At 73.4% G+C, this 24,894-nt stretch carries 28 protein-coding genes and 1 riboswitch; of the genes, 18 read left to right on the top strand and 10 right to left on the bottom strand.

The features are described 5' to 3' along the window. Positions 1 to 104 precede the first annotated feature (104 nt). Positions 105 to 791, top strand: a complete 687-nt coding sequence (locus tag D7223_RS25625; RefSeq protein ID WP_120730997.1) for a carbonic anhydrase — start codon at positions 105 to 107, stop codon at positions 789 to 791. A gap of 67 nt (positions 792 to 858) precedes the next feature. Here D7223_RS25625 and D7223_RS25620 read toward each other — a convergent pair whose 3' ends face one another. Both D7223_RS25620 and D7223_RS25615 read right to left on the bottom strand, forming a co-directional pair. Next, positions 859 to 1,872, bottom strand: a complete 1,014-nt coding sequence (locus D7223_RS25620; protein ID WP_120730996.1) for a coiled-coil domain-containing protein — start codon at positions 1,870 to 1,872, stop codon at positions 859 to 861. A gap of 4 nt (positions 1,873 to 1,876) precedes the next feature. Continuing rightward, positions 1,877 to 2,007: riboswitch (cyclic di-AMP (ydaO/yuaA leader) on the bottom strand. Positions 2,008 to 2,173: 166 nt separating this feature from the next. Next, a complete protein-coding gene (locus D7223_RS25615; RefSeq protein ID WP_120730995.1) occupies positions 2,174 to 3,511 on the bottom strand; it encodes a YibE/F family protein in 1,338 nt (445 codons plus the stop codon). A gap of 191 nt (positions 3,512 to 3,702) precedes the next feature. Here D7223_RS25615 and D7223_RS25610 point away from each other — a divergent pair, with 191 nt between their 5' ends. Both D7223_RS25610 and D7223_RS25605 read left to right on the top strand, forming a co-directional pair. Continuing rightward, entirely contained in the window at positions 3,703 to 4,206 is a 504-nt protein-coding gene (locus D7223_RS25610; protein WP_120730994.1) for a hypothetical protein, read from the top strand. Positions 4,207 to 4,280: 74 nt separating this feature from the next. Continuing rightward, the gene (locus tag D7223_RS25605) at positions 4,281 to 4,910 is read left to right on the top strand and encodes a DUF305 domain-containing protein (RefSeq protein WP_120730993.1); all 630 of its coding nucleotides are present in this window, start codon (positions 4,281 to 4,283) and stop codon (positions 4,908 to 4,910) included. A gap of 85 nt (positions 4,911 to 4,995) precedes the next feature. On the opposite strand, the gene D7223_RS25600 is transcribed toward D7223_RS25605, so the two are convergent. Further along, positions 4,996 to 5,298, bottom strand: coding sequence for a metal-sensitive transcriptional regulator (locus tag D7223_RS25600; protein ID WP_120730992.1), 303 nt, complete (start codon positions 5,296 to 5,298; stop codon positions 4,996 to 4,998). A 101-nt stretch (positions 5,299 to 5,399) separates the two neighbouring features. Here D7223_RS25600 and D7223_RS25595 point away from each other — a divergent pair, with 101 nt between their 5' ends. The 5 genes from D7223_RS25595 (at position 5,400) to D7223_RS33100 (ending at position 9,456) form a co-directional block, all read left to right on the top strand. Beyond that, positions 5,400 to 5,609, top strand: a complete 210-nt coding sequence (locus D7223_RS25595; RefSeq protein WP_120730991.1) for a heavy-metal-associated domain-containing protein — start codon at positions 5,400 to 5,402, stop codon at positions 5,607 to 5,609. Positions 5,610 to 5,642: 33 nt separating this feature from the next. Continuing rightward, entirely contained in the window at positions 5,643 to 6,620 is a 978-nt protein-coding gene (locus D7223_RS25590; RefSeq protein WP_120730990.1) for a hypothetical protein, read from the top strand. Between the two features lie 12 nt (positions 6,621 to 6,632). Continuing rightward, a complete protein-coding gene (locus tag D7223_RS25585) occupies positions 6,633 to 8,888 on the top strand; it encodes a heavy metal translocating P-type ATPase (RefSeq protein WP_120730989.1) in 2,256 nt (751 codons plus the stop codon). Between the two features lie 95 nt (positions 8,889 to 8,983). Further along, complete coding sequence (locus D7223_RS25580; protein WP_120730988.1) at positions 8,984 to 9,157, top strand: CsbD family protein; 174 nt, start codon at positions 8,984 to 8,986, stop codon at positions 9,155 to 9,157. A 152-nt stretch (positions 9,158 to 9,309) separates the two neighbouring features. After that, on the top strand, positions 9,310 to 9,456 hold the full coding sequence (locus D7223_RS33100) for a hypothetical protein (RefSeq protein WP_186832290.1): 147 nt from the start codon (positions 9,310 to 9,312) through the stop codon (positions 9,454 to 9,456). Positions 9,457 to 9,562: 106 nt separating this feature from the next. On the opposite strand, the gene D7223_RS25575 is transcribed toward D7223_RS33100, so the two are convergent. Further along, a complete protein-coding gene (locus D7223_RS25575) occupies positions 9,563 to 10,222 on the bottom strand; it encodes a dihydrofolate reductase family protein (RefSeq protein ID WP_238162215.1) in 660 nt (219 codons plus the stop codon). 100 nt (positions 10,223 to 10,322) lie between these two features. On the opposite strand from D7223_RS25575, the gene D7223_RS25570 reads away from it, so the two are divergent. The 3 genes from D7223_RS25570 (at position 10,323) to D7223_RS25560 (ending at position 12,628) form a co-directional block, all read left to right on the top strand. Then, the gene (locus D7223_RS25570; RefSeq protein WP_120730987.1) at positions 10,323 to 10,682 is read left to right on the top strand and encodes an ArsR/SmtB family transcription factor; all 360 of its coding nucleotides are present in this window, start codon (positions 10,323 to 10,325) and stop codon (positions 10,680 to 10,682) included. After that, positions 10,679 to 10,957 (top strand): hypothetical protein, encoded by a 279-nt coding sequence (locus D7223_RS25565; RefSeq protein WP_202864698.1) that lies wholly within the window; start codon positions 10,679 to 10,681, stop codon positions 10,955 to 10,957. Before D7223_RS25570 ends, D7223_RS25565 begins: the two co-directional genes overlap by 4 nt. A gap of 111 nt (positions 10,958 to 11,068) precedes the next feature. Beyond that, positions 11,069 to 12,628 (top strand): alpha/beta hydrolase, encoded by a 1,560-nt coding sequence (locus tag D7223_RS25560; protein ID WP_238162214.1) that lies wholly within the window; start codon positions 11,069 to 11,071, stop codon positions 12,626 to 12,628. Positions 12,629 to 12,746: 118 nt separating this feature from the next. Here D7223_RS25560 and D7223_RS25555 read toward each other — a convergent pair whose 3' ends face one another. The 4 genes from D7223_RS25555 to D7223_RS25540 form a co-directional block, all read right to left on the bottom strand. After that, positions 12,747 to 14,018, bottom strand: a complete 1,272-nt coding sequence (locus D7223_RS25555; protein ID WP_120731028.1) for a DUF2786 domain-containing protein — start codon at positions 14,016 to 14,018, stop codon at positions 12,747 to 12,749. A 120-nt stretch (positions 14,019 to 14,138) separates the two neighbouring features. After that, positions 14,139 to 15,092 carry an anti-sigma factor RsbA family regulatory protein gene (locus D7223_RS25550; protein ID WP_120730986.1) on the bottom strand — a complete coding sequence of 318 codons (954 nt, stop codon included), beginning with the start codon at positions 15,090 to 15,092 and terminating at the stop codon, positions 14,139 to 14,141. After that, positions 15,089 to 15,913, bottom strand: coding sequence for an MEDS domain-containing protein (locus tag D7223_RS25545; RefSeq protein WP_120730985.1), 825 nt, complete (start codon positions 15,911 to 15,913; stop codon positions 15,089 to 15,091). Before D7223_RS25545 ends, D7223_RS25550 begins: the two co-directional genes overlap by 4 nt. Positions 15,914 to 15,991: 78 nt before the next feature. Then, positions 15,992 to 16,420: an ATP-binding protein gene (locus tag D7223_RS25540; RefSeq protein ID WP_120731027.1), complete on the bottom strand. Its 429-nt coding sequence runs from the start codon at positions 16,418 to 16,420 to the stop codon at positions 15,992 to 15,994. Positions 16,421 to 16,639: 219 nt separating this feature from the next. Here D7223_RS25540 and D7223_RS25535 point away from each other — a divergent pair, with 219 nt between their 5' ends. Continuing rightward, complete coding sequence (locus D7223_RS25535) at positions 16,640 to 17,671, top strand: extracellular catalytic domain type 2 short-chain-length polyhydroxyalkanoate depolymerase (protein WP_120730984.1); 1,032 nt, start codon at positions 16,640 to 16,642, stop codon at positions 17,669 to 17,671. Between the two features lie 62 nt (positions 17,672 to 17,733). Here D7223_RS25535 and D7223_RS25530 read toward each other — a convergent pair whose 3' ends face one another. Continuing rightward, on the bottom strand, positions 17,734 to 17,964 hold the full coding sequence (locus tag D7223_RS25530) for a hypothetical protein (RefSeq protein ID WP_120730983.1): 231 nt from the start codon (positions 17,962 to 17,964) through the stop codon (positions 17,734 to 17,736). 34 nt (positions 17,965 to 17,998) lie between these two features. Continuing rightward, on the bottom strand, positions 17,999 to 18,484 hold the full coding sequence (locus D7223_RS25525; protein WP_120730982.1) for an ATP-binding protein: 486 nt from the start codon (positions 18,482 to 18,484) through the stop codon (positions 17,999 to 18,001). A gap of 246 nt (positions 18,485 to 18,730) precedes the next feature. Between D7223_RS25525 and D7223_RS25520 the strand changes: the two genes are divergently transcribed. From D7223_RS25520 to D7223_RS25495, 6 genes are all read left to right on the top strand, one after another. Next, a complete protein-coding gene (locus D7223_RS25520) occupies positions 18,731 to 19,162 on the top strand; it encodes a hypothetical protein (protein ID WP_120730981.1) in 432 nt (143 codons plus the stop codon). Continuing rightward, the gene (locus D7223_RS25515) at positions 19,152 to 19,739 is read left to right on the top strand and encodes a plasmid pRiA4b ORF-3 family protein (protein ID WP_238162213.1); all 588 of its coding nucleotides are present in this window, start codon (positions 19,152 to 19,154) and stop codon (positions 19,737 to 19,739) included. Before D7223_RS25520 ends, D7223_RS25515 begins: the two co-directional genes overlap by 11 nt. Before the next feature lie 275 nt (positions 19,740 to 20,014). Continuing rightward, a complete protein-coding gene (gene kdpF, locus D7223_RS25510) occupies positions 20,015 to 20,104 on the top strand; it encodes a K(+)-transporting ATPase subunit F (protein ID WP_074475088.1) in 90 nt (29 codons plus the stop codon). Continuing rightward, the gene (kdpA, locus tag D7223_RS25505) at positions 20,104 to 21,759 is read left to right on the top strand and encodes a potassium-transporting ATPase subunit KdpA (protein WP_120730980.1); all 1,656 of its coding nucleotides are present in this window, start codon (positions 20,104 to 20,106) and stop codon (positions 21,757 to 21,759) included. Before kdpF ends, kdpA begins: the two co-directional genes overlap by 1 nt. A 20-nt stretch (positions 21,760 to 21,779) precedes the next feature. Further along, on the top strand, positions 21,780 to 23,963 hold the full coding sequence (gene kdpB / locus D7223_RS25500) for a potassium-transporting ATPase subunit KdpB (protein ID WP_120730979.1): 2,184 nt from the start codon (positions 21,780 to 21,782) through the stop codon (positions 23,961 to 23,963). Further along, on the top strand, positions 23,963 to 24,844 hold the full coding sequence (locus D7223_RS25495; RefSeq protein ID WP_120730978.1) for a potassium-transporting ATPase subunit C: 882 nt from the start codon (positions 23,963 to 23,965) through the stop codon (positions 24,842 to 24,844). The genes kdpB and D7223_RS25495 overlap by 1 nt, the downstream gene beginning before the upstream one ends. The last annotated feature ends 50 nt before the right edge of the window (positions 24,845 to 24,894 follow it).

The raw sequence follows: 24,894 nt of genomic DNA, 5'->3' as shown, positions 1-24,894 counted from the left end.
TATCCCTTGACGTGCCTTGTGCTGCGTGTGACGGTGGATGCCGGTCCGCGTCCATCGTCGGCCGGGGTCCGACCAGGTCTGTCTCGTGAGTACGAGGTGAGCGAATGAGTCGTCCCGAACGGTCCGGCGTCCTGCCGGACCCGATCAGCCCGCAGCAGGCCCTGGCGGAGCTCCAGGCCGGCAACCGGCGCTTCGTGACCGGTGCGCCCCGTCACCCCAACCAGGACGCCGGACACCGCGCGGCGGTCGCCGACGGGCAGCACCCGTTCGCGGTCGTGGTCGGCTGCTCCGACTCGCGACTCGCCGCCGAGATCATCTTCGACCGGGGCCTCGGTGACCTCTTCGTGGTGCGTACCGCCGGGCACACCCTCGGCGCCGAGGTGCTGGGCAGCGTCGAGTACGCGGTGACCGTCCTGCGTACGCCGCTGGTGGTGGTGCTCGGCCACGACTCCTGCGGGGCCGTGCAGGCGGCCCGGACGGCGGCGGCGACCGGCACCGCGCCCGGCGGGCACCTGCGTGCCGTGGTGGACGGCGTGCTGCCCAGCCTGCGCCGGGCCGAGGCCGCCGGGGTGGTCGACATCGACGGGATCGTCGACATCCACATCGCGCAGACCGTCGAGGCGATGCTGGGCAGTTCGGCCGCGCTCGCCGCCGAGGTCGACGCCGGGCGCTGCGCGGTGGTCGGGATGTCGTACCGGCTCACCGCCGGCGAGGTCCGGACGGTGGCCGAGGCGGCGGCGGACGGCCCTTCGGCCACCCCGGTCGACGTCCCGGCCGTGAGCGCCGCCTGACCACCCCTTTCCGCTACCACGAAGGGCCGCCCCGCGATCGGGGCGGCCCTTCCGTGTGCGGGTGCCGTCAGAGCAGCGACACGTGCACGTGGTCGGTGTGGTTCGACGGGCCGCTGTACGAACTCCACCCGGTCGCCGGGAACCAGATCTGCCGGTTCCAGATCACGTAGTACACGCCGAGCCGGTCGGCGTTGCGGACCAGGAAGGCGGTCAGGTCGTTGCCGTACCTGCGGGTGTCGTTGTTGTGCCACGGCGCGAAGCCGCTGTTCTGCAACGACCAGTCGCAGGCGCGGCCCTTGGGGTGCTCGTAGGGCCCACCGGACCGGTGGCAGCCGACGAACCGGTCGAAGCCGGCCCGCTTGACCTCCTTGTACATGTGCAGCGTGCGGGGTGTCACGCAGCCGGAGGTGGTCGGGTCGGGCTCGCTGCAATCGTAGGACTTCCAGTCGCCGTCGGCGGTCCGGCCCGGCCCCATCCTGGCCACCGGCGAGGTGGCGTCGACCAGACCACCGGTCAGCTCGGTGCCGCCGACCAGGTTGAGCGCCTTCTTCGCCTCGGCCCGGTCCCGGTTGATCGCGTTGGTCAGGCGCGTCTGTTCCCGGACCTCGGTGTCCAGCGCCAGCTTCGCCTGCTCGACCCGGGCCTTGGCCGCGTTGACCTCGGCGAGCTGCTTGGCGTTCACCAGGTTCAGCTCGTCCAGGGCCGAGGCGCGCTGCACGAACGAGTCGGGGGTCCGGGCCTCCAGCAGCATGGACATGGCGCCGATCCGTCCGGTCCGGTAGGACTGGGCCGCGATCCCGTTCACCTGGGGCGCCAGCGCGTTCAGCGCGGCCTGGAACGCGCGAAGCTCCACGTTCAGCTCGTCCTGGCGCTCCTGCGACTTCTTCAGCGCCGCCCGGGCCTTCACGAAGTCGCGGTTCTTCGCCTCGATGACGTCGCCGAGTTCCTTGGGCTGGCTGTCGTGCCCCGAGGGCTTCGGAGGAGTCGGCGCGGCCGATGCCGGGAGGGGCCCGGCGAACACGGCCAGCGCGGAGAGCACGGCCACCACGGGTATCGACCAGCGGCGTAGGGGTGCCGTCACAGTGTTCCCTTCCGTCGACCGCCGACCGGGTTAGCTGACGGGTTCGGGACGGAAGTGGTCCCTACCGCTTTCGCGGATTCACCCCACGCACCTGGGTCCCCGGCTCGCCTCGCGGCGATTGGGCGGCGGCACCGCAGGCGCCGCTGCGCGCCTTCGGCGGTGACCGGCAGCGAGGTTACCCGACAGTCGTGCTGGGGATCTACGTCCGGAAGCCGACCAAACGAGGTATTTCGCAGCCAAAGGCGATGACCAGTGACGCGACTATCAGGCGGGTGGGCCCGCGTCGTCACGCTACGCAGTTTCACCATGCGGTGTCCGTGCTCCTGTCTCGGTCGGGCCACCTGCCGGGGGTGGCGGGGGTGGTGTCCGGCGACCGGGACGCGCTCAGCGCCTCCAGCGCCTCGGCCCGGTCCGCCGCCGGCCGGGGGGTCGGCGGTTCGGTGGGGCCGTCGCCGGCGGTGGCCGCCCCGCCCCGCCGGCCGGCCGTGGTCACCACGGCCGCCAGGGCGGTGGTCAGCGGCACCGCGGCGATCAGGCCCAGGGTCGCGACCGCGCTGCGGACGATCTCCTGGGCCAGGAACTCGGTGGTGAGGATCTGGGTCACCGCCCGCGAGTCGGCGGTCAGCAGGAGCAGCACCGGCAGCGAGGCACCCGCGTACGCCAGCACGATGGTGTTCACCGTGGAGGCGATGTGCGCGCGGCCGACCCGGGTCGCCGACCGGTAGAGCTGCACCCGGCTCAGGCCCGGGTTGGCGTGCGCCAGTTCGGTGACCGTGGCCGACTGGGTCACCGTCACGTCGTCGAGCACGCCGAGCGAACCGATGATGATGCCGGCCAGGAGCAGCCCGTGCAGGTCGACGTCGGCCTGGTACATCGACAGCGTGGTGGCCTCCTCGCTGCCGAACCCGGTCAGGTGCGTGGCGGCGGTGGCGACGGTGCCGAGCACCCCGGTGAGCACCAGGCTGCCCAGGGTGCCGAGCACCGCCACGGAGGTCTGCGCGGTGATCCCGTGGGTCAGGTAGAGCACCACGAACATGATCAATGCGGCCCCGACGATCGCGACGAGCAGCGGCGACTGTCCGGCGCCGATCCCGGGCAGCACGAACGTCAGCAGGATGGCGAAGCTCGCCGCGAGGCCGGCGAGCGCGGCCAGCCCACGCCACCGCCCGAACGCGACGATGGCGACGGCGAAGAGGGCCACCAGCCACACCAGGGGCGCGCCGCGCTGGTGCTCGGCGATGTTGTAGGCGGTGACCGTCGGATCGGCCGGGTCGGTCAGCTGGACCAGGATGATCTCGTCGCCCGCCTCGACGGCGGGTGCGCCCGGCCCGGTGGGGATCGGCGTCTCGACCTGTTGTCCGGCGTCCGGCCCGGCGTCGACCCGTACGGTCACCCGGCCGCACGGCCCGTCCTCGACGCCCGGTTCCGGCGTCGGGGGGCAGGCCTCGCTCACCACCCGGGTGACGGTGCCGTGGTAGCGGGGCGGCTCGGTGCCCGCGTCGGTGTCGGGAGAACTGCGGGGCCAGAGCACCAGAGCGGCGATCACGGTGGCCACGAAGAGGGGGACGACCGTCGCGACGAGGATCCGTCGCACCCCGGGCGGGGTGGACGGGCCGGGACGGGTGTGGTCGGCGCCCATGACGTGTCTCCCAACGAATCCTCAGACGAGTACGTGCCGCCGGGCCGCACGGTTCAGAGTTCCTCTCGCGGCGGCGCCGACGGGCCGGGTCGGCTCGTCTCCGTCGGCCGAATGGTAGCCACCGCCGCCCTTGTCACGCAGGTTGCGCCACCACGGCCGTGGTGGCGCCGCCGGGACGCTAGCGTGGTCGTGTGCTGACGGTGGCGACCACGACGGGCAGGCGGTGGTCCCGGCTGCTGCTGGTCGTCGGGACCCTGTTCGGCCTGGCCGTCATGCACACCCTCGGCCACGAGACACACGCCGCAGGACACGACCGGGCCGCGCCTGCCCCGGGGCACCGCTCCGGCGGCTCGGCCGGCGGTCACGGCGATGGCCTGGCGGGCGATGCGCCGCAGGTGCGGCACGCCGCCGCCGGGGCGGTCGGACACGGGCAGGGCGGGTGCCCCGAGGGCTGCCGGCACGAGCGGCTGCTCGCCGCGGCGGGTGCCGGTGGAGGGACGTCCGGCTGGAGTGTCTGCCTGGCGGTGCTCGGCGCCTTCGGGGTGTCGCTCCTGCTGGCCATGCTCCTCCGGGCCGTCGCGCGGGAGGTCGCGCCGGACGCCGGGCGGGTCGGCCGGCCCGCGGCGGTTTCCCGGGCGCCGCCGACGCGCCCGGTCGGTCTCCTCCTCGCCTCGGTCTCGGTGCTGCGCAGATAGGACGTCCGCGCGGTGCGGGGTGCTGCCCGCGCTCCCGTCACGTCCCGTACGTTCCGAGATCGAGAGGCTCAACGATGAACATCCGTACCATCGCGCGCCGTGCCGCCCTGGCCGGCGTCACCGCGACCCTCGCCGTCCTGACCGCCTGCGGCGGTGGGGACCACTCGTCGGGTGGGGACCACGGCACGCCCGCCGCCACCGGCTCGGCCGCCGCCCCGGCGGAGGCGAGCGCGTCGACGGTGAACGACGCGGACGTCATGTTCGCCCAGATGATGATCCCGCACCACCAGCAGGCCGTGGAGATGGCCGACCTGGCCGTCACCCGTGCCGGAGATCAGGAGGTGAAGCGGCTCGCCGCGCAGATCAAGGCGGCGCAGGCGCCGGAGATCGCCACCATGAGCGGTTGGCTCGCCGGGTGGGGCCGACCGGTGCCGTCGCCCGGCGCCGAGGTGCCGCACATGGACCACGGCATGCCCGGGATGATCTCCGAGGCGGACATGGCGGCGCTGGGGACGGCGTCGGGCCGGGAGTTCGACCGGCAGTTCCTCACCAGGATGATCGCTCACCACGAGGGCGCGGTGACGATGGCCCAGGCCCAGTTGTCCGAGGGGGCCGACGCGCGCGCCAAGGACCTGGCGGGGGAGATCATCACGGCCCAGCAGGCCGAGATCGACACGATGCGCAAGATCCTCGGCCGGCTCTGACGGCCGGCCCCACCCCGCGTTGTCTCCGGGGGGAGTGGCCGGACGGCCACTCCCCCCGGCAGGCGCGGGCACCGCAGGGGTGCGGTCAGCCGCGCTTCATCAGGCGGCCCACGGCCGCCATCATCTCGGTGGCCATCTCGTCGGCCCGGCCCTCCGCGGCGCCCTCGTGCATGCAGTGCCGGGCGTGCCCGTCCAGCAGGCCGAGGGCGACCTTGTCGAGGGCGGCCTGGATGGCGGAGATCTGGGTCAGCACGTCGATGCAGTAGCGGTCCTCGTCGACCATCTTCCCGATCCCGCGGACCTGTCCCTCCACCCGGCGCAGCCGCGCGAGGAGCTGGTCCTTGCTGGCGGTGTAACCCCGGACCGGGGTCGGCGGCGGAGTGGTCATGGCGACGAGTCTAGCGTACCCCTCGGGGGTATGTTAGGTTCGTCGTGCTGATACCCCTCAGGGGTATTGGGACATGGTGAGGGCGTGGAGAGGAGCTTCCGATGGTCACCAGCACGTACCAGGTCACCGGCATGACCTGTGGGCACTGCGTCAACGCGGTCAGCAGCGAGGTGGGCGCCATCCCCGGCGTCAGTGACGTCCAGGTCGACCTGGCCTCCGGTCAGGTCACCGTCACCAGCGCGGACGCGTTGGACACCGACACCGTGCGCGCCGCCGTCGACGAGGCCGGGTACGACCTCGCCGACGCCTGACGGGTCACCGGACCCGGAAACTGAGGTGGCACCATGAACACGGCGATCAAGCTGAGCGGCTTCGCCCTCGGGCTCGCGGCGGTGTTCGGCGCGGCGTACGGGGTCGGCCAGGTCGCCGGCCCCGTGGTCCCCGCCGCCGAGAACGGCCACGGCGAGACCGGGGCCGGCCACGGCGACACCGGCGGCAGTCACGGGGACAGCGGCGGCGCTGGCGACGCGGCCCACCTGCCGGGCGGGCTGCTCGTCTCCGACCGCGGCTACACCTTCGCTCCGGTGGACGCCCCGGCCGGGGAGTTCGCCTTCCGGGTCACCGGCCCGGACGGGCAGCCGGTGACCGCGTACGACGTGGCGCACGACAAGCGGATGCACCTGATCGTCGCCCGCCGGGACCTGTCCGGGTTCCGGCACGTGCACCCCGAGATGGCGCCGGACGGCACCTGGCGGGTGGCCACCCCGCTGGCCGGGCCGGGAGTGTGGCGGGCGTTCGCCGACTTCACCCCCACCGGTGGGCAACCGCTGACCCTGGGCGCCGACGTGACCGTCCCCGGCGCGTTGTCCGAGCGCCCGCTGCCGCCCCCGGCGGCCACCACCACGGTCGACGGTTACACGGTGACGCTGGCCGGCGACCTCCGGCCCGGCGAGACCTCCGCGCTGACCCTGACCGTGCTCCGGGACGGCGCGCCGGTCACCGACCTGGAGCCCTACCTGGGGGCGTACGGGCACCTGGTGGCGCTGCGCCGGGGCGACCTGGCGTACCTGCACGTGCACCCGGACGGGAGTCCCGGGGACGGGCGGACCCGGCCCGGCCCGGAGGTGACCTTCCTCGCCGAGGTGCCGTCGGCCGGCACGTACCGGCTCTACCTGGACTTCCGCCACGGCGGACGAGTGCGTACCGCCGAGTTCACCGTGAACGCCGGCACACCGGCGACGGCCAGCCCGACGGCGACGGCCACGACGAGCACCCCCGCTCCGGCGGACGACCACGGCACGCCCGGCCACGGGCACGACTGACGGGAGCGCGCGATGACCACCACGCGTGGGCCGCTACCGGCGGCCCCCAACCTGATCGAGTTGTCGATCGGGGGCATGACCTGTGCCTCCTGCGCGGCCCGGATCGAGAAGAAGCTCAACCGGATGGACGGCGTGACCGCCTCGGTCAACTACGCCACCGAGAAGGCCACCGTCCGGTACGCCGACGAGATCACCCCGGGCGACCTGATCGCCACGGTCGAGAAGACCGGTTACACCGCCGTGCTGCCGCCGCCGCCCGCCCCGGCGGGTGCGGAGCCGGCCGCCGAGCCGGTCGACGAGCTGCGCGGCCTGCGTACCCGCTTGTGGGTCTCGGTCCTGCTGACCGTGCCGGTGATCGTGCTGGCCATGGTGCCGGCGTGGCAGTTCGACTTCTGGCAGTGGCTGTCGCTGACCCTGGCCGCCCCGGTCGTGGTCTACGGCGGTCTGCCGTTCCACCGGGCCGCGTGGATCAACCTGCGGCACGGCGCCGCGACGATGGACACGCTGGTGTCGCTCGGCACCCTGGCCGCGTTCGGTTGGTCGCTGTGGGCGTTGTTCCTGGGCACCGCCGGCGAGCCGGGGATGACCCACCCGTTCCGGCTGGACATCGTCCGGGGTGACGGGGCCGGCAACATCTACCTGGAGGCGGCGGCCGGGGTGACCGTGTTCATCCTCGCCGGCCGTTACTTCGAGGCCCGCTCGAAGCGGACCGCCGGGGCGGCCCTGCGTGCCCTGCTGGAGCTGGGCGCGAAGGACGTCGCGGTGCTGCGCGGCGGCACCGAGACCCGGATCCCGGTCGACCAGCTGGCGGTGGGGGACCGGTTCGTGGTGCGCCCGGGCGAGAAGATCGCCACCGACGGGGTGGTCGCCGAGGGCAGCTCGGCGGTGGACGCCAGCATGCTGACCGGCGAGTCGGTGCCGGTCGAGGTGGGGCCGGGAGACGCCGTGGTCGGTGCGACGGTGAACGCCGGTGGCCGGCTGGTGGTCACCGCCACCCGGATCGGCGGCGACACCCAGCTCGCCCAGATGGCCCGGCTGGTCGAGGCGGCGCAGACCGGCAAGGCGGCGGTGCAGCGGCTGGCCGACCGGATCTCCGGTGTCTTCGTACCGATCGTGATCGCCCTCGCGGCGGGCACCCTGGGCTGGTGGCTCGGCACCGGCGCGGGCCCGACCGCCGCGTTCACCGCCGCCGTGGCGGTGCTGATCATCGCCTGCCCGTGCGCCCTCGGCCTGGCCACCCCGACCGCGCTACTGGTCGGCACCGGTCGGGGCGCGCAGCTCGGCATCCTGATCAAGGGTCCGGAGATGTTGGAGTCCACCCGGCGGGTGGACACCGTGGTGCTGGACAAGACCGGCACCGTCACCACCGGCCGGATGAGCCTGGTGGACGTGCTGCCGGCGGCCGGCGAGGATCGGGCCGACCTGCTCCGGACGGCCGGCGCGCTGGAGTCCGCGTCGGAGCACCCGATCGCCCAGGCGGTCGCGACCGCGGCGGCCGAGGCGGGCCCGCTGCCGCCGGTGACCGGGTTCGCCGCCGTCGAGGGTCTCGGGGTGGCCGGGTCGGTCGAGGGCCGCGAGGTGGTCGTCGGGCGGGTCCGGCTGCTGCGGGAGCGGGGTCTGGACGTACCGGAGGAGGTCGTCGGGGCGGCGAGCGCGGCGGAGGCCGCGGGACGGACGGCGATCCTGGCCGGCTGGGACGGGCGGGCCCGTGGCGTGCTCGCGGTGGCCGACACGGTCAAGCCGACGAGCGCGGCGGCGGTGGCCCGGTTGCGCGGGCTGGGGCTGACCCCGGTCCTGCTGACCGGGGACAACACCACGGTCGCCAGGGCGGTGGCGGCCGAGGTCGGCATCGCCGAGGTGATCGCCGAGGTGCTGCCGGCCGGCAAGGTCGAGGTGGTGAAGCGGCTCCAGGGCGAGGGCCGGGTGGTGGCGATGGTCGGCGACGGGGTCAACGACGCCGCCGCGCTCGCCCAGGCCGACCTGGGACTGGCCATGGGCACCGGTACGGACGTGGCGATCGAGGCGTCCGACCTGACCCTGGTCCGGGGCGACCTGATGGCGGCCGTGGACGCGATCCGGCTCTCCCGGCGCACCCTGGGCATCATCAAGGGCAACCTGTTCTGGGCCTTCGCCTACAACGTGGCAGCCCTGCCGCTGGCCGCCGCCGGCCTGCTCAACCCGATGATCGCCGGTGCCGCGATGGCCTTCTCCTCGGTCTTCGTGGTGGCCAACAGCCTCCGGCTGCGGGGCTTCCGCCCGGCCGGATGAGGTCCGGGGTTGACTCTCGGTGATCACAGATGGTTGGACCGGGACACCCGGGGGTACATCAGGGGTGTACCGGCACCAACGATCCGGAGGTTGACATGGGTTTCGACGACAAGGTCAATAACGCGACCGAAGACGCCGCCGGCAAGCTCAAGGAGGGCGCGGGCCGCGCCACCGACAACGAGCGGCTCGAGGCCGAGGGGCGCAACGACCAGGCCGCCTCCAAGCTGAAGCAGGCCGGCGAGAAGATCAAGGACGCTTTCAAGAGCTGATTTCGCGTACGCGCGTTGCCGGGCCGACCACGTCGGCCCGGCGACGCGTGTCCCGCCCACGAGTCCGCTCGTTGCCAGGACAGCGCCCCGGTGGCGTCGACCGGCCCGCCCGGTGCCAACTGGACAACGTGGTACCCGAACGGGGGTGACCGGTGTCCCGGTCCGTCGTCGTGGCCCGGCGCGCCGCCGCCGTGCTCGCCCTGGCCGTGCTGCTGCTCGGCAGCCACGAGGCCCGCGGGGACGGGCCGGCCGCGCCGCCCGCCCCCGTGCCGACCCCGAGCGGCCCCCCGGGCCGCTGAGAACCGTCGCCGGCGTGCGCCCCGTGCCGCACGCCCGGCCACGTACCGGCCCGGCCCGCCCGTCGACCGCGGCGCGGCCCCGTGCCCGCCCGCCGGCCGCCGCTCGTCAGCGCCGCACCCGGTAGGTCACGTGGGTGACCGTCGGGCCGGCGATCACCCGCACCTGTTCCAGGTCGGGCTCGCCGACGTCGACGAACAGTCGTTCCCCGGCCCCCAGCAGGATCGGCACGATGTGCAGGTCAAGGGTGTCGACCAGGCCGGCGGCGAGGTACTGCCGGACCGTGCTCGCGCCGCCCGCGATCGCCACCGTCCGGTCGCCGGCCGCCTCGCGCGCCTGATCGAGCGCCGCGGCGATCCCCTCGGTGACGAACCGGAACTCGGTGCCGCCGGCCATCGGCAGCGGCGGCCGCGGGTGGTGCGTGAGCACCAGGACCGGCGTGTGGAACGGCGGATCGGCACCCCACCAGCCCTGCCACGTCTCGTCCCACGGGCCGTCGCCGCCGCCGAACATCCGGCGGCCCATGACGTACGCGCCGACGTCCCGGGTCATCTCCTCGACCACGTCGGCGTCCACGCCGCGCTCGCCTCCGGCCAGGCCGTGCTGCTCCCGCCACCGGTCGGCGGCGAACATCCACTCGTGCAGGCGCAGGCCACCGCGCCCGACCGGGTGCGCGAGGCTCTGCTCGGGGCCGGCCACGAAGCCGTCCAGGGACATGGATATCTGACAGCGCACCGTGCTCATGCCGGGGTGGACGTCCGGGCGCACCGGAACTCATCGGTGCCGGGACCGCGAAGTTCCGGTGACCATCCACTTGTGACGGACGGCCTTACCCGCTAACTTTTCTTAGCATGTGCAAGGGGCAGTTGTGACGGCCGAGCCGCCGGTCACCGGGGACGACCTCGTGCGGGTGCTGGCGACGCTGGCCAATCCGCACCGACTCCGGGTGGTCGGCGTGCTGGCCCGTCGCCGTGCCTACGTCAGTCAGCTGGCGCGTGAGCTGGGCATCAGTCGGGCGTTGGTGCAGGTCCACCTGCGCAAACTCGCGGCGGCCGGGCTGGTGTCGGCGCACCTGGAGTTGTCGGAGGACGGGAAGGCGATGAAGTACTACGAGGTGAACCCGTTCGCGTTCACGCTCACCCCCGAGACCGTCGCCACCGCGGCGGAGACGGTGGGCGGGGAGACGGTGGGCGCGGACGACGAGCCGGACGACGGGAGCCAGCAGTGACCTACATGGACGGCCACGACTGGACCGAGGTGGTCGGGGCGATCGGCATCTTCACGCTGCTGGTCAGTTTTCCTATCGTGATCATCGTGCAGTTCGCCAAGACCCGCCGGGCCCGGGTCGCGGGGGCCCGGGAGGACGAGTACCGGCGGCTGGCCCAGACCGCCGTGCAGGCGCAGGAGAGCAATGCCCACCTACTGGCGGCACTCCACAACCGGCTGGGCGTGATGGAGACCCGACTGGAGACCCTGGAACGCGTCCTGAAGGACGTCGACTAGGGAGGCCCCGGGCCGTCGAGCTGCAACTCGACGGCCCGGGTGGAAGCAGCACCACCTCGCCCGAGGGCGAGTTCTCACCGCAATGCTCCTTCGAGGAAAGGACAGCATCCCGTGCTGCGTACGAGCAAATCCGCCCCTGCGGGCGGCCCGGCGCGACGCCGGTCACGCCCGCCCCGGGTCCTGGCGGCCGGCGTGGTTCTCGCGCTCGCCGCCCCGGCCGTGCCGGCGACGGCCGCGCCCCGACCGGCTCCGACGGCCCCGGCGATCGTCTGGTCGCCGTGCGTCGCACCGCCCGACGAGCAGACTCCCGTCCCGCCCGGCGCCGAGTGCGGCGTCCTCTCGCTGCCGATCGACTGGGACCACCCCGAGGGGCAGCGGTTCGACCTGGCCGTGGCCCGCCGCACGGCCACCGACCGGGCGGCCCGTGTCGGGTCGCTGGTGTTCGGGCCGGGCGGGCCGGGTGACTCGGGCGTCGACCGGGTACGGAAGGACGACCGGTTCAGCGCCGAGATGCGCCGGCACTTCGACGTGGTCAGCTTCGACCCGCGCGGCACCGGCCGGAGCAGCCCGGTGCGCTGCTCCGCCGCGTTGCTCGCCGCGCAGCCGAAGGTCATCTCCGACCGGGCGGAGTTCGACCGGACGCTGGCCGGCAACGCCCGGCTGCGCGCGGACTGCCGGGCCCGGACCGGACCGATCGTCGACCACGTCGACACCCGCAGCACAGCCCGGGACCTGGACGCGCTCCGCGCCGCCCTCGGCGAGTCGCGGTTGACCTTCCACGGCAGCTCCTACGGGACGCTGCTGGGAGCGCAGTACGCCGAGGAGTTCCCGCACCGGGTCCGGGCGATCGTGCTGGAGAGCGTGATGGACCACAGCCTCGGCACCCGGGCCTTCCTGGACACCCAGGCGGCCACCGTGCAGGACGCGTTCGACGAGTTCGTCGCGTGGTGCGCCGGGGCGGCGAGCTGCGCCCTGCACGGCTCCGACGTCCGGGCGGTGTGGGCCGGACTGTTCGCCCGCGCCGAGCACGGCGAGCTGTCGGACCCGGACCGGCCGGCCGTGCTGCTGACCCCGTTCGACCTGTCCCGACTGGCCCAGCGGGCGCTGTACGGCCCGGACTGGTCGGGTCTGGCGGCAGACATCGACACGATGCGGCGCGGTACGACGCCACCCGCCGGGACCTCGACCGGGACGTCAGCCGGGACGTCGACCGGGGCTTCGGCCGACGGGAGGGACGTGGCGACCTACCCGTTCGCGGTGTTCTGCGCCGACTGGCACCTGCCGGTCCGGGACCACCGCGAGTACGACCGCCACCTGCGCCGGCTCGCCCGGATCGCCCCCGACCTGCGCTACCCGCAGGCCCTCGCGGCGGTGGCGACCTGCCTCGGCACGCCCGCTCCGGTGGCGAACCCGCAGCATCGGCTCCGGGTCCGCACCGCAACGCCGCTGCTGCTGGTCAACGGGCGGCACGACCCGGCCAGTGGCTACGCCTGGGCGACCGGCGTGGCCCGGCAGCTCGGCCGAAGCGGGGTGCTGCTCACGTACGACGGGTGGGGGCACGGCAGCTACACCCGCAGTGCCTGCGTGCAGACGGCGGTCGACCGGTACCTGATCGCACTGCGGGTGCCGGCCCGGGGCAGCCACTGCCCGGCGGTGTTGCCCGCCGGGTAGACCAACTCGGTGTCACTGAAGTCGGGCTGACAATCGCACCTCGACACCCCGACTTCAGTGACACCGAGTCGATCTTGCCGCGAGCCGCGAGCCGCGGGGTTCGGGTGCGGGGCGGGGGTCAGCCGGAGGTACGGCGACCGCCGCGGACCTGCCGGCGGGGCGGCCCGGCGCCGGCACTCAGCGACGCCCGGTCGGCGGCGGAGGTGCCGGACGACCAGCCCTCCTCGTCGTGCACGGTGAGCCGGGCCCGGGTGACTCCGGGAAAGAGCGTGTCCAGGTGTTCCCGGACCGCCTCGGTGCGGGCGGCGAGCACCGGCAACAGCCGGTCCGTGCCGGCCTCCTCGACCGCCTGCCGGCTCGCCTCGTCGCTGGCCGACCGCAGGCGTTCCCCGACGCGGACCGCGAACGCGTTGAGGAAGGACTCGTCGTAGCCCCTGGTGCGCCGGCCGCCGCCCCGCCGCTCGCCGCCGCCCCGCCGCTCGCCCCGCCCCCGCAACATCGCGGCGGTGGCCTGGACCAGCAGCGACGTGTAGAGCAGCTCCACCGCCGCCAGGTCCGCCGGCCAGCCGAGCACGGTGGTGAACCCGAGGTCGTCGGACCAGACCGCCTCGCAGCGGTTGGCCGCCGCGACCTCCTGCACCAGCAGCGCCTTCGCGCCCGCGTACGGGGGGTCGGTGCCGAGGCGTACCCCGTCGGGCAGGTCGCCGCGTTCCGCGCCGGGGGCGAGCAGCGCCTGGTCGATGCTGTGCCGGGCCATCAGCTCCTGGGCCTTGCCGGTGAGCGCCTCGGCCTCGGCGGGGAACGTGGTCGACTCGGCCTTGGCCAGCAGCGCCCGTACCCGGTCGAGCATCCGCGAGCCACCGGCGGGCCGGGCGGACGCGACCACGGCGCGGTTCGTCGCGGTCGCGCCGGGCGGGGGCCGGAGCACCGCGATCGGCGGCAGCCCCTCGACCAGCGCGAGCACCTCCACGGCCGCCCGCAGCGCGGAGAACCGGTCCAGGCCGTGCCGGGTCGACCAGGCGGTCAGGTGCCGGTCGCCGTCCCACCACACCCGCGCGTCCAGATCGCGAAGCTGCGCGTCCCACCACGCCGGCACCGGTTCGGGCAGGTCGCGACGGTGCGCGGCCAGCGCGTCCACCACCAGCCCGGCGGACGCGCCGCCGAGCCGCCGGGTCGTGATCCGCGCCAGGTCCGCCGGCTGCCAGCCGCGCGGAGCCGTCCGGCCCACGCCGGCGGTCATTCTCCGGGTCAGCGCGGCGTCCACCGCCGTCCCACCGTCCGACCCGCCACCGGCGATCATCAGCCGGTCCAGCTGCCGCTCCGCCAGGCGTACGTCGGTGCCCCGCACCGCCGCCAGGGCGTCGCCGATCAGGTCCTCGACGTCCGCCACGGTCACGTCCCTTTCCGCTGATGAGGTGAGGGCGCACCGGGGCCCGCCCGCCGACGGTACCCCCGGCACCGCCGACCGCCCCGCTTCCGTGACCGCCGCCACCGTCGGGTGGCAGGGCGGTCAGTCCGGGTTGCCGGCGATCAGCCGCAGGGTGAAGCCGTCCGGCTCCCGGTGCAGGGCCACGTGACTGCACGACTGGTGGGTGATCCACAGGCCGAGCCCACCCGTCGAGCCGTTGGCGGCGGGCAGCAGCCCGGCGTACGGGTCGGTCGGGCCTGGACCGCCGTCCCGGACCGAGACCACGACGCGGTCCTCGCCCGTCCAGAGCCGCAGGCGCACCGGTGGCCGCCCGTGCCGCAGCGCGTTGGTGACCGTCTCGCTCACCGCGACCACCAGGTCGTCGACGTCGTCGGCCGGGAGTCGGCCCCGGTCGGCCCGGTAGACGGCGGCCCGCGCCTCGGACGCGGTCGGGTCGACCAGTTCGAGGGTCGGCGGGCCGGCCTGGATCGGGTCGGGCACGATCGGGCGGTTCTCCCGCAGGTAGGTCTCCGGCGGCGTCCAGGTGGCGCTGGGTATGTGCCCGCCGTCGGGGGTGGCGAACCGGGGATGGGTCCGGGCCACGTCCGTCAGCACGGCCTCCGGGGTCAGCCGGGTGTCGTACGCGCACATGCTCCAGAGCGGGAAGTCGTCGTACGCGTGGTTGATCGCCGACTCGTACCGGGCCCACCAGTCCCAGGTCGCGCCGAACATCGGCGGGGACAACTCACCGACGATCCGGATCTGGTGCGCGCCGGCCGCGACCTGCTCGGCCAGCAGTTGCCGGTAGCTGCGGATCGCGCCGGCCGGGCGGGCGTACACCGCTCCGCCGGGGAGGTACCGCACCCCGCAGCCGGTGGGCAGTGCCGAGCGCACCAGCCCGCCGGTGCGCTCGCCCAGCGCCACGAACGTCGGCTCGCCCGCCTCGACCCCACCGAGCAGGAACGGAAGGACCACGGCGAGCAGGTCCTCGTCGCTGTCGTAGCGGATGGCCTCGTGGTAGTAGCCCTTGTGCTGGGCGGCCGCGCCGGTCCTCATCGGGTCACCTCCACCCGGAGGGTGCGGAGGTCGAGCAGGGACACCAGCCGGGCGGTGCCGGGCCGCGACGTCCGGAGTACGGCGGTGGCGCCCCGGCGGTGCGCGTACTCGTTCAGGGTGGTCATCGCGTGGTGGTCGAGGAAACGCAGGGCGGTCGCCCGGACCACCAGCTCGCCGTCGACCGGCCGCAGGTCGGCGCGGTCCAGCGCGGTGCGGAACAGCTGCCGGTTGGCGGTGTCGAGTTCGCCGGTGAGTTCCACGTCGCCGGCCCCGGGCGCGGCGGCGAACAGCCGGAACAGCGGGTCCTCGATGTTGCCGGCGGGATGCAGGCACGCCAGCTCGGCCACGGCCGGCCCGCCCAGCTCCAACCGGTTGTACGCACACATCGCCCGGAACGGCCGGGTGCGCATCCAGCGGTCGATCCGGTGCTCGTAGCGGGCGAACTGCTCCCGCTGTGCCGGGGTGCGGACCAGGTCCGTAGCGTCGGCGACCACGCGCAGCCCGGTATGCCCTGCGGCCAGGGCCGCGTCGGTGGCCGCGGCGTAGGTGGCGATCTGGGTGGCCGGCTCGACGGTGCCGCCGGGGTGGTAGGTCGAGGCGAGCGACACGACCTCGGCCGCGCCCCGGGCCACGGCGGCGGCGAAGACGGGCTGCCCGGCGAGGTGATCGGTCACCCGGTCGGCGGGGCCGGACGTCACGTAACGGACCCGCTCACCGGCAGCGAGACCGGCGAGGAGGAAACGCTCCGCCTCCACCGCGAAGGACCGCTGGTCGTCGTACGCCCAGCAGACATGGCCGGGCAGCCGGTCGTCACCGGTCATCCGAGGGTCCTCACGCGGCCAGTCTAGGCCGTGGTCCCCGCCGGCAGCGGGAGCGACCTCGGACCGGGCTCGCGCAGGTCAGGCCCGGGGGAACGACGCCCAGATGTTCTTGGTTTCCGCGGTGGCGTACCAGCCGACGTCGAGGGAGACCGCGCGGGCGATCTGGAGGCCCCGGCCCCCGGCCACCTCGGGCCGGGAGTCGTCCACGTCCGGCATCGTGCTCAGGTCGTGGTCGGCCACGTCGAGGATGAGGCAGTCGGCGGTGGCGAGCAGCCGGACGATCGTGGGCGGGATGCCGTGCCGCAGCGCGTTGGTGGCCAGTTCGGTGGCGATCAGCACGATCAGCTCGGGCACCTCCTCGAGCGAGCCGCCCTCGGGAAGCACGTTCCCGGTCAGCTCCTCGTGCAGGGACGCCCGGAGACCGCGCAGGTCCGCGGCCTCCGACAGCGTCCACCGCCGCAGCTCGGTGGCCTGTGGGGGCGGCGGCGAGGTGGTGAGTTTGCCCATGGTCGGGTGGTACCCGTTCGGTAGGCCCGCCACGCCCGTCGGGGCCGGTTGTCGGTTGTCCGATGGCAGCCGACCCGCCCGCGGAGGGCAGGTGGGTCCGGTGGACATGTCGTTCCGAGCTCAGGTGGTGGCCCGGCGGATATTCGCTGTGGTGCATGTCACGTTAGCGTCGCCGCACGCCGGCACCGTCCCGCCGGCGCTCGCGGACAGGAGAGACCGATGAGAACGCCGCTGAGAATCGCCACCACCGTCGCCACCGCCCTGTTGCTCCTGTTCTGTCTGCCCTCGGCCGCGTCCGCCGCGACGCCGTCCACCAACGCCCCGGTCGCCGGCTCGCTCGGCACCTACGACGTCTCGGCGGTGTACGTCGCCGGCGTCTCGTCCGGCGGGTACATGGCCACCCAGTTGCACGTGGCGTACTCGTCCCGGATCCGGGGTGCCGCGATCTTCGCCGCCGGGCCGTACTACTGCGCGCAGAACGTGATCGCGCAGGCGCTCTACGGCTGCGGCGACAACATCTATCCGACCAACCTGGCGGCCCTGCAGACCTACACCCGCACCTGGGCGTCGTACGGCTGGGTCGATCCGGTGGGCAACCTCTCCGGCCGGCCGGTGTACGTCTTCCACGGACGCGGCGACAACACCGTGAAGGCGTCGGTCAACGACGACCTGGTCCGCTACTACCAGCACTTCGGCGCCAGCGTGCAGTACGACTCGGGCAGCTCCGCCGGGCACGGCTGGGTGACCCCGTACGGCACGGTCGGCTGCACGGCCACCGCGTCGCCGTATTTCAACGACTGCGGGACCGACCCGCAGGGCGCCTTCCTGCGCAAGCTCCTCGGCAGCGTGGCCGCCCCGAACACCGGTCCGCTCGGCGGCACCCTGATCCGGTTCAACCAGAACACCTTCGCGGTCAACGGCTGGGCGAACGGGCTGAGCATGGACTCCAACGGCTTCGCGTACGTCCCGTCGTCCTGCGCGGCCGGGCAGAGCTGCCGCCTGCTCGTCGCCCTGCACGGCTGCCTCCAGGGCGCCGGCAAGGTCGGCACCGCGTTCGTCGACCGCGCCAACCTCAACCAGTACGCGGACACCAACCGGCTGATCGTGCTCTACCCGCAGGCCACCACGTCGGCGGTGAACCCGAACGGCTGCTGGGACTGGTGGGGCTACCTCGGCGCGACCAACTACCCGATCAAGGGCGGGGCCCAGCTGGAGACGATCATGAACATGGTCCGCCGGCTGGACGGCTGACCGCGTACCCACGCAGGACGCCGGCACCCGCGTGGGTGCCGGCGTCGGGTGGGGTGCGGGGGTCAGACCTCGCCGGCGGCCCGGCGGCGGTCGGCTTCGGCGTCGGCCGCGCCCACCGGCGTACCGTCGTCGTCGCGGACGGCCCCGGACAGGTCCACGTCCGCGCCCGCGCGTGCGGCGTCGGCCGCCGCGTCGTCCGCGCCGACCACCGGCCCGGCGCCCTCGGCGCGCGTGCCTTCGTCGTCGACCAGGTGGGCCGCCACCGCTGGTGCCACGTACCTCGGATCTGTCACGACGTCCTCCTCGGATCGGGCTGCTGGATTCTCGCTACCCCCGACGGGTCGCGCCCACACCCGTGCCGGCGTCCGGAGGTGCGGCGGGCAGGTGGGCGCTGACCGTGGCGGCGAGGCCGTCGGGTCGCCGCCGCAGTGCCAACGTCCCGGTCAGGTGGTGGGCCAGCCAGAGACCCCGGCCGCCGGGTACGTCGGCGTCCGGAAGGTCCACCGGCACGTCGTCCTGCCCGGCGCCGTAATCGGTCACCGTGCAGCGCAGCACCCCGTCGCAACGGCTGAGGTGCAGGCGCCCGATCCCGCCGCCGTGCCGCACCGCGTTGGTGACCAGCTCGTGCACGGCGAGGACGAAGTCGTCCGCCGGATCGCCGGTGAGTCCCGACGAAGCGACGTGGGCGGCGAGCAGGTGCCGCAGCTCGGTCACGGTCGCGGCGGTGAACGGCTCGTCCAGCAGGTCCGCGGCCTCCGGGCCGGCGGACGGGGGAGACGCGCGATCCCGCTGCGGCTGTCGATCTTCCCCCATGCCGGCAGGTTACGGGTTTTTCCCGCGAGCGCGACCTTTGCCCGACGGCAACCAGCCGTCCCGACGGCCGGTGTCGCCGACGGTCGGCCGGTGCGCGGTGGCCCCCGGTGCGCGTCACGGCGGCGTCAAAATTCGCGCCGGAGGCGTAGCGGCGCCGTGAAAGTCCTCGACGCGAGGTGGCCGACGCGCTGGTGTTGGCCACGGACCGGGTCCACGTACGGACCCGAATCGACGCGGAGGCGTGCCATGACCGGCGTACCTGATTGCACTCAAGACCCGGGCCGGACACCGGTCGCGGTCACCGTCGCGGCGGGCGCGGTCGCCACGATCGGCGCCGCCGTGCTCTCGACGGTGATCTTCCCGCCGGCCGACCAGGCGGGTCGTCTGCTGCTGGTGGCGATCGTGGTGGGCGTGTTCGCCGCCCGGGTCGCGGATCTCCGCGCGGTGGGTGCGGTGACCGCGCTGGCGATGGCGACCTTCGTCGGATTCCTGGTGAACCGCTTCGGTGACCTCACCGGCTCGGCGGAGGGCTGGGCCCTCGCCTCGGTGATCGGCTTCGCCGCCGTGCTCGGGCTGGGCTTCCACCGGATGGCGGTCCTGGGGGAGACCGGGGCCGGCGACCCGGATCGTGGGCCGGTGCCCCCGGACGGGACGAGCGGAGGCGCGCGTGCGGCGTGATCCGGCGGTGCGGCGCCGGGGTGCGCCGGCCGGTGCCGTACCGGACGCGGACGCCGCGCTGTCGATCTCGGTGGAGTTGGTGAGCGGGCGCGGCCGGGACTGGTGGCCGCGCCCGGGCCGGGTCTTCGCCGCGCATAGGCAGCACACCTTCGCCCAACTGGCCGACGCGGTCGACGTCGCCTTCGGCCGCTGGGACCGGGCGCATCTGCACGTGTTCGTGCTGCCCGCCGGGATGGACGTCAGCTGGGCGTCCTGGCGTGCGGGGCCGGCCTTCCGGAACACCCGGGACGGGCGGTCCGCCCGGCTGGACCAGTTGAGGGTCGGGGAGCGCTTCGCGTACGTCTTCGACCTGGGTCAGGACTGGACCCACCTGTGCACGGTGCGATCCCCGGAGTCGCCCACCGTCGACCCGTCCCTTCCGCCGGCCCCCGTCCGGGGCTGGGGCGACCTGCCGGACCAGTACGGGCGCGGTCGGCCCGACGACGAGCCGGAAGCCGTGGTCCCGCGCGGATCGTCCGCGCTGCTGGACGATCTGCCGCCGATCCTGCCCTGCTGGGGCCCGCGGCGGGCCGCCTGACCGGGTCTGCTCCCGGCTCATCCGGGTGGCCCGGATCACCTGCCGAGGGGAAACCGTCAAAACCGCGTCAATAAATCGCCCGGCACCGTCACGGTCGCGTTATGGACCCTGTCGGCCGGCCGGGAGTGGCGCTGCAATTGCTCGGCGCGGCCGGATGTCGGTCGCGACGATCCGTTCCGTGATGAGGAGTCAGCCGTGTCTGACGTGGTGTTCGTGCTGGTGACGGTGGCGCTGTTCGCGGCGCTCGCCCTGCTGGTGAGAGGCGTGGAGAAGCTGTGAGCGCCGTCAACGCCGTCGGTCTGGTGCTGGCGATCGGCCTGGCCGTCTTCCTGGTGGTCGCCCTGCTGTTCCCGGAGCGGTTCTGATGACCATGACGACAGCCGGCGTGCTGTTCCTCCTCTCGCTGGTGGTGGCGCTGGTCGCCGTCCACCGGCCGTTCGGCGACCACCTGTACCGGGTGGTCTCCGGAACGCGGCACTCCCGGGTCGAGCGCGGCGTGTACCGGCTGGTCGGGGTGAACCCGGCCGCCGAGCAGAGCTGGGGTGTGTACGCCCGCGGCGTGCTCGCCTTCTCCGCCGTCTCGATCCTGTTCCTGTACGCGTTCCAGCGGCTGCAGAACCACCTGTGGCTGTCGCTCGGCTTCGACCCGGTGATCAGCCACGGCGCGTGGAACACCGCGGTGTCGTTCGTGACCAACACCAACTGGCAGTGGTACTCGGGTGAGTCGACCATGGGCCACCTGGTGCAGATGGCCGGGCTGGCCGTGCAGAACTTCGTCTCCGCCGCCGTCGGCATCGCGGTCGCGGTCGCGCTGGTCCGGGGCTTCGCCCGTAGCCGCACCGGGGAGCTGGGCAACTTCTGGGTCGACCTGACGCGGATCACGCTGCGCGTCCTGCTGCCGATCGCGGTGCTCGGCGCGGTGGTGCTGATGGCCGGCGGGGTGGTGCAGAACCTCTCCGCGGGCACCGACGTGACCACCCTGACCGGCGGCACCCAGACCATCACCGGCGGGCCGGTGGCCAGCCAGGAGGTGATCAAGGAACTGGGCACGAACGGTGGCGGCTTCTACAACGCCAACAGCTCCCACCCGTTCGAGAACCCGACCACCTGGACGAACTGGCTGGAGATCTTCCTGATCCTGCTGATCCCGTTCAGCCTGCCCCGGGTGTTCGGCCGGATGGTCGGGCAGAACCGGCAGGGCTACGCGATCGTCGCGGTGATGGCGATCCTGGCGGTGGCCAGCATCGCGCTGACCAACGTCTTCGAGTTGGCCGGCGACGGCACGGTGCCGCAGGCGGTGGGCGCCGCGCTGGAGGGCAAGGAGGTCCGGTTCGACGTGTCGAACTCGGCCACCTTCGCCGCCGCCACCACGCTCACCTCGACCGGCGCGGTCAACTCCTTCCACGACTCGTACACCGCGCTGGGCGGGATGATGCCGATCGTCAACATGATGTTCGGTGAGGTGGCCCCCGGTGGTGTCGGCGCCGGCCTGTACGGCCTGCTGATCCTCGCCGTGATCACCGTGTTCGTGGCCGGTCTGATGGTCGGCCGGACCCCGGAGTACGTGGGCAAGAAGATCGGCTCTCGGGAGATCAAGTTCGCCTCGCTGTACTTCCTGGTCACCCCGGCGCTGGTGCTGGCCGGGACGGCGGCGGCCTTCGCCACCGGCAACAACTCCACCGCACTCAACGCCGGCCCGCACGGCCTCTCCGAGGTGCTGTACGCGTTCACCTCGGCGAGCAACAACAACGGCTCGGCCTTCGCCGGCATCACCGTCAGCACCCCGTGGTGGAACACCGCGCTGGGCCTGTGCATGCTGCTCGGCCGGTTCCTGCCGATCATCTTCGTGCTCGCCCTGGCCGGCTCGCTGGCCCGCCAGCAACCGACCCCCGCCTCCGAGGGGACCCTGCCGACCCACCGGCCGCTGTTCGTCGGGATGGTCGTCGGCGTCACGGTGATCCTGGTGGCGCTGACCTTCCTGCCCGCGCTCGCGCTCGGCCCGCTGGCCGAAGGGCTGTGAGAAGCATGAGAGAGAAGGACATGACCGCACCCCTGGCCACCGCCGACGCGCCCACCGCCGGTACCCCGGCCACCCAGGGCGACCGGGTCGGCGGCGGCCTGCTCGACCCCGTCCAGTTGATCAAATCCCTGCCCGACGCCCTGCGCAAGCTCGACCCGCGCACCCTGTGGCGCAACCCGGTCATGCTGATCGTCGAGATCGGGGCGCTCTTCACCACCGTGCTCGCGGTGACCGACCCGTCGGTGTTCGCCTGGTCGATCACCGTCTGGCTCTGGCTCACCGTGCTCTTCGCCAACCTCGCCGAGGCGGTCGCCGAGGGGCGCGGCAAGGCCCAGGCGGCGACGCTGCGCCAGGCCAAGAAGGACACCGTCGCCACCCGGCTGGTGGGCTGGACGCCCGGCGCCACCGCCAACGGCTACCGGGAGCAGGCCGTTCCGGCCCCTGAGCTCAGGCAGGGCGATGTCGTCCTGGTCGAGGCCGGCGGCATCATCCCCGGTGACGGCGACGTGGTCGAGGGCATCGCCAGCGTCGACGAGTCGGCGATCACCGGCGAGTCCGCCCCGGTCATCCGGGAGTCCGGCGGCGACCGCAGCGCGGTAACCGGCGGTACCCGGGTCCTCTCCGACCGGATCATCGTGAAGATCACCCAGAAGCCGGGCGAGAGCTTCATCGACCGGATGATCGCCCTGGTGGAGGGGGCCAACCGGCAGAAGACCCCGAACGAGATCGCGCTGAACATCCTGCTCTCCGCGCTCACCATCATCTTCCTGCTGGCCGTGGTCACCCTCCAGCCCCTCGCCATCTTCTCGATGGGCTACCAGGCCGCCGCACCGGACACGCAGGCGATCGGGGACGCCGGGGTCACCGGGATCGTCCTGGTCTCCCTGCTGGTCTGCCTGATCCCCACCACCATCGGCGCGCTGCTGTCGGCGATCGGCATCGCCGGCATGGACCGGCTCGTCCAGCGCAACGTGCTGGCGGTGAGCGGCCGTGCCGTCGAGGCGGCGGGTGACGTCAACACCCTGCTGCTCGACAAGACCGGCACCATCACGCTGGGCAACCGGCAGGCGGCCGAGTTCCTCCCGGTCCAGGGCGTGCTGACGGAGTCCGTCGCCGACGCCGCCCAGTTGTCCAGCCTGGCCGACGAGACCCCGGAGGGCCGCTCGGTCGTGGTGCTGGCCAAGAACGAGTTCGGCCTGCGGGAACGCGAACCGGGCCTGATCCCGCACGCCACCTTCGTGCCGTTCACCGCGCAGACCCGGATGAGCGGCGTCGACCTGGGTGCCGAGGGCGTCGAGGGCGGTGCCCGCCGGATCCGCAAGGGGGCCGCCGCCGCGGTGATGAAGTGGGTACGCGACAACGGTGGCCACCCCACCGAGCAGGTCGGCCAGATCGTCGACGAGATCAGCGGCATCGGCGGCACCCCGCTGGTGGTGGCCGAACACGTCGACGGGGAGCCGGCCCGCGCCCTCGGCGTGATCCACCTCAAGGACGTGGTCAAGGCCGGCATGCGGGAACGGTTCGACGAGATGCGCGCGATGGGCATCCGCACCGTGATGATCACCGGGGACAACCCGCGTACCGCCAGGGCGATCGCCGACGAGGCCGGGGTGGACGACTTCCTCGCCGAGGCCACCCCGGAGGACAAGCTGGCCCTGATCCGCAAGGAGCAGGAGGGCGGTCGGCTGGTCGCGATGACCGGCGACGGCACCAACGACGCCCCGGCGCTCGCCCAGGCCGACGTCGGCGTGGCGATGAACACCGGCACGTCGGCCGCCAAGGAGGCCGGCAACATGGTGGACCTCGACTCCGACCCGACCAAGCTGATCGAGATCGTGGAGATCGGCAAACAGTTGCTGATCACCCGGGGCGCGCTGACCACCTTCAGCATCGCCAACGACATCGCCAAGTACTTCGCGATCATCCCGGCCATGTTCGCCGGCATCTATCCCTCGCTGGACCGGCTGAACGTGATGCGGCTGGCCAGCCCGGAGTCGGCGATCCTCGCCGCGGTCATCTTCAACGCGATCGTCATCGTCGCGCTGATCCCGCTCGCGCTGCGGGGCGTCCGCTACCGACCGGCGTCGGCGTCGAAGCTGCTCAGCCGCAACCTGCTGGTCTACGGCCTCGGCGGCATCGTGGTGCCGTTCGTCGGCATCAAGCTCATCGACCTGCTCATTCAGCTCATCCCAGGGATCTCGTGATGCGCCTACCCACCTGGCTCGCCCAACACCTGGCCGCCCTGCGCGCGCTGCTCGTCTTCACCGTGCTGCTCGGGATCGCCTACCCACTGGCCCTGGTCGTCGTCGGCCGGATCCCCGGCCTCGCCGACCGGGCGGACGGGTCGTTCGTCGCGGCCGACGGCAGGACCGTCGGCAGTGCCCTCATCGGCCAGTCCTTCACCGACGCGGACGGCAACCCGGTCCCGCGCTACTTCCAGTCCCGCCCCTCGGCGGCCGGCGACGGGTACGACCCCACCGCCACCGCCGCCAGCAACCTCGGCCCGGAGAGCGTGGTCGACACCCTCGCCACCGACCCGGCGGAGTCGGCGCAGAGCCTGCTCACCCAGGTCTGCCAGCGCAGTCTGGCCGTCGGGCGGCTGGACGGGGTCGACGGGCGGCGCCCCTACTGCACCGCCGACGGGGTGGGCGCGGTGCTCGCCGTGTTCCGCGCCGACGGGCTGACCGGTCCGGTCACCCGGGTGGTCAGCGTCAACCAGGCCGCCCCGGCCACCCCGTTCCTCGCCACCTACGAGGGGGTGCCGGTGGAGCCGGCCCAGCCCGGCACGGACTACGTCGCCGAGGGTGGTGTGGTCACCCCGGTCCGGGGCGACGCCCCCGCCGAGCCGGCCGTACCCGCCGACGCGGTCACCGCCAGCGGCAGCGGCCTCGACCCGCACATCTCCCCGGCGTACGCCGAGATCCAGGTCGCCCGTGTGGCCCGGGAGCGGGGAGCGGACCCGGCGGCGGTGCGGCGGCTGGTCGCCGAGCACACCACCGGTCGGTCGCTCGGGTTCATGGGCGAGCCCGGGGTGAACGTGCTGGAACTCAACCTGGCGCTGGACCGGGAGTTCCCGGCGCGTTGACGTGTTAAGAAGGGCCCCCTGCTATACAGAAGGCGATAACCGGGGGCCCT

This window comes from Micromonospora endolithica, from assembly GCF_003626595.1.
GTDB classification, from domain to species: domain Bacteria; phylum Actinomycetota; class Actinomycetes; order Mycobacteriales; family Micromonosporaceae; genus Micromonospora; species Micromonospora endolithica.
This window is presented reverse-complemented; position numbering and strand designations above follow the sequence as displayed.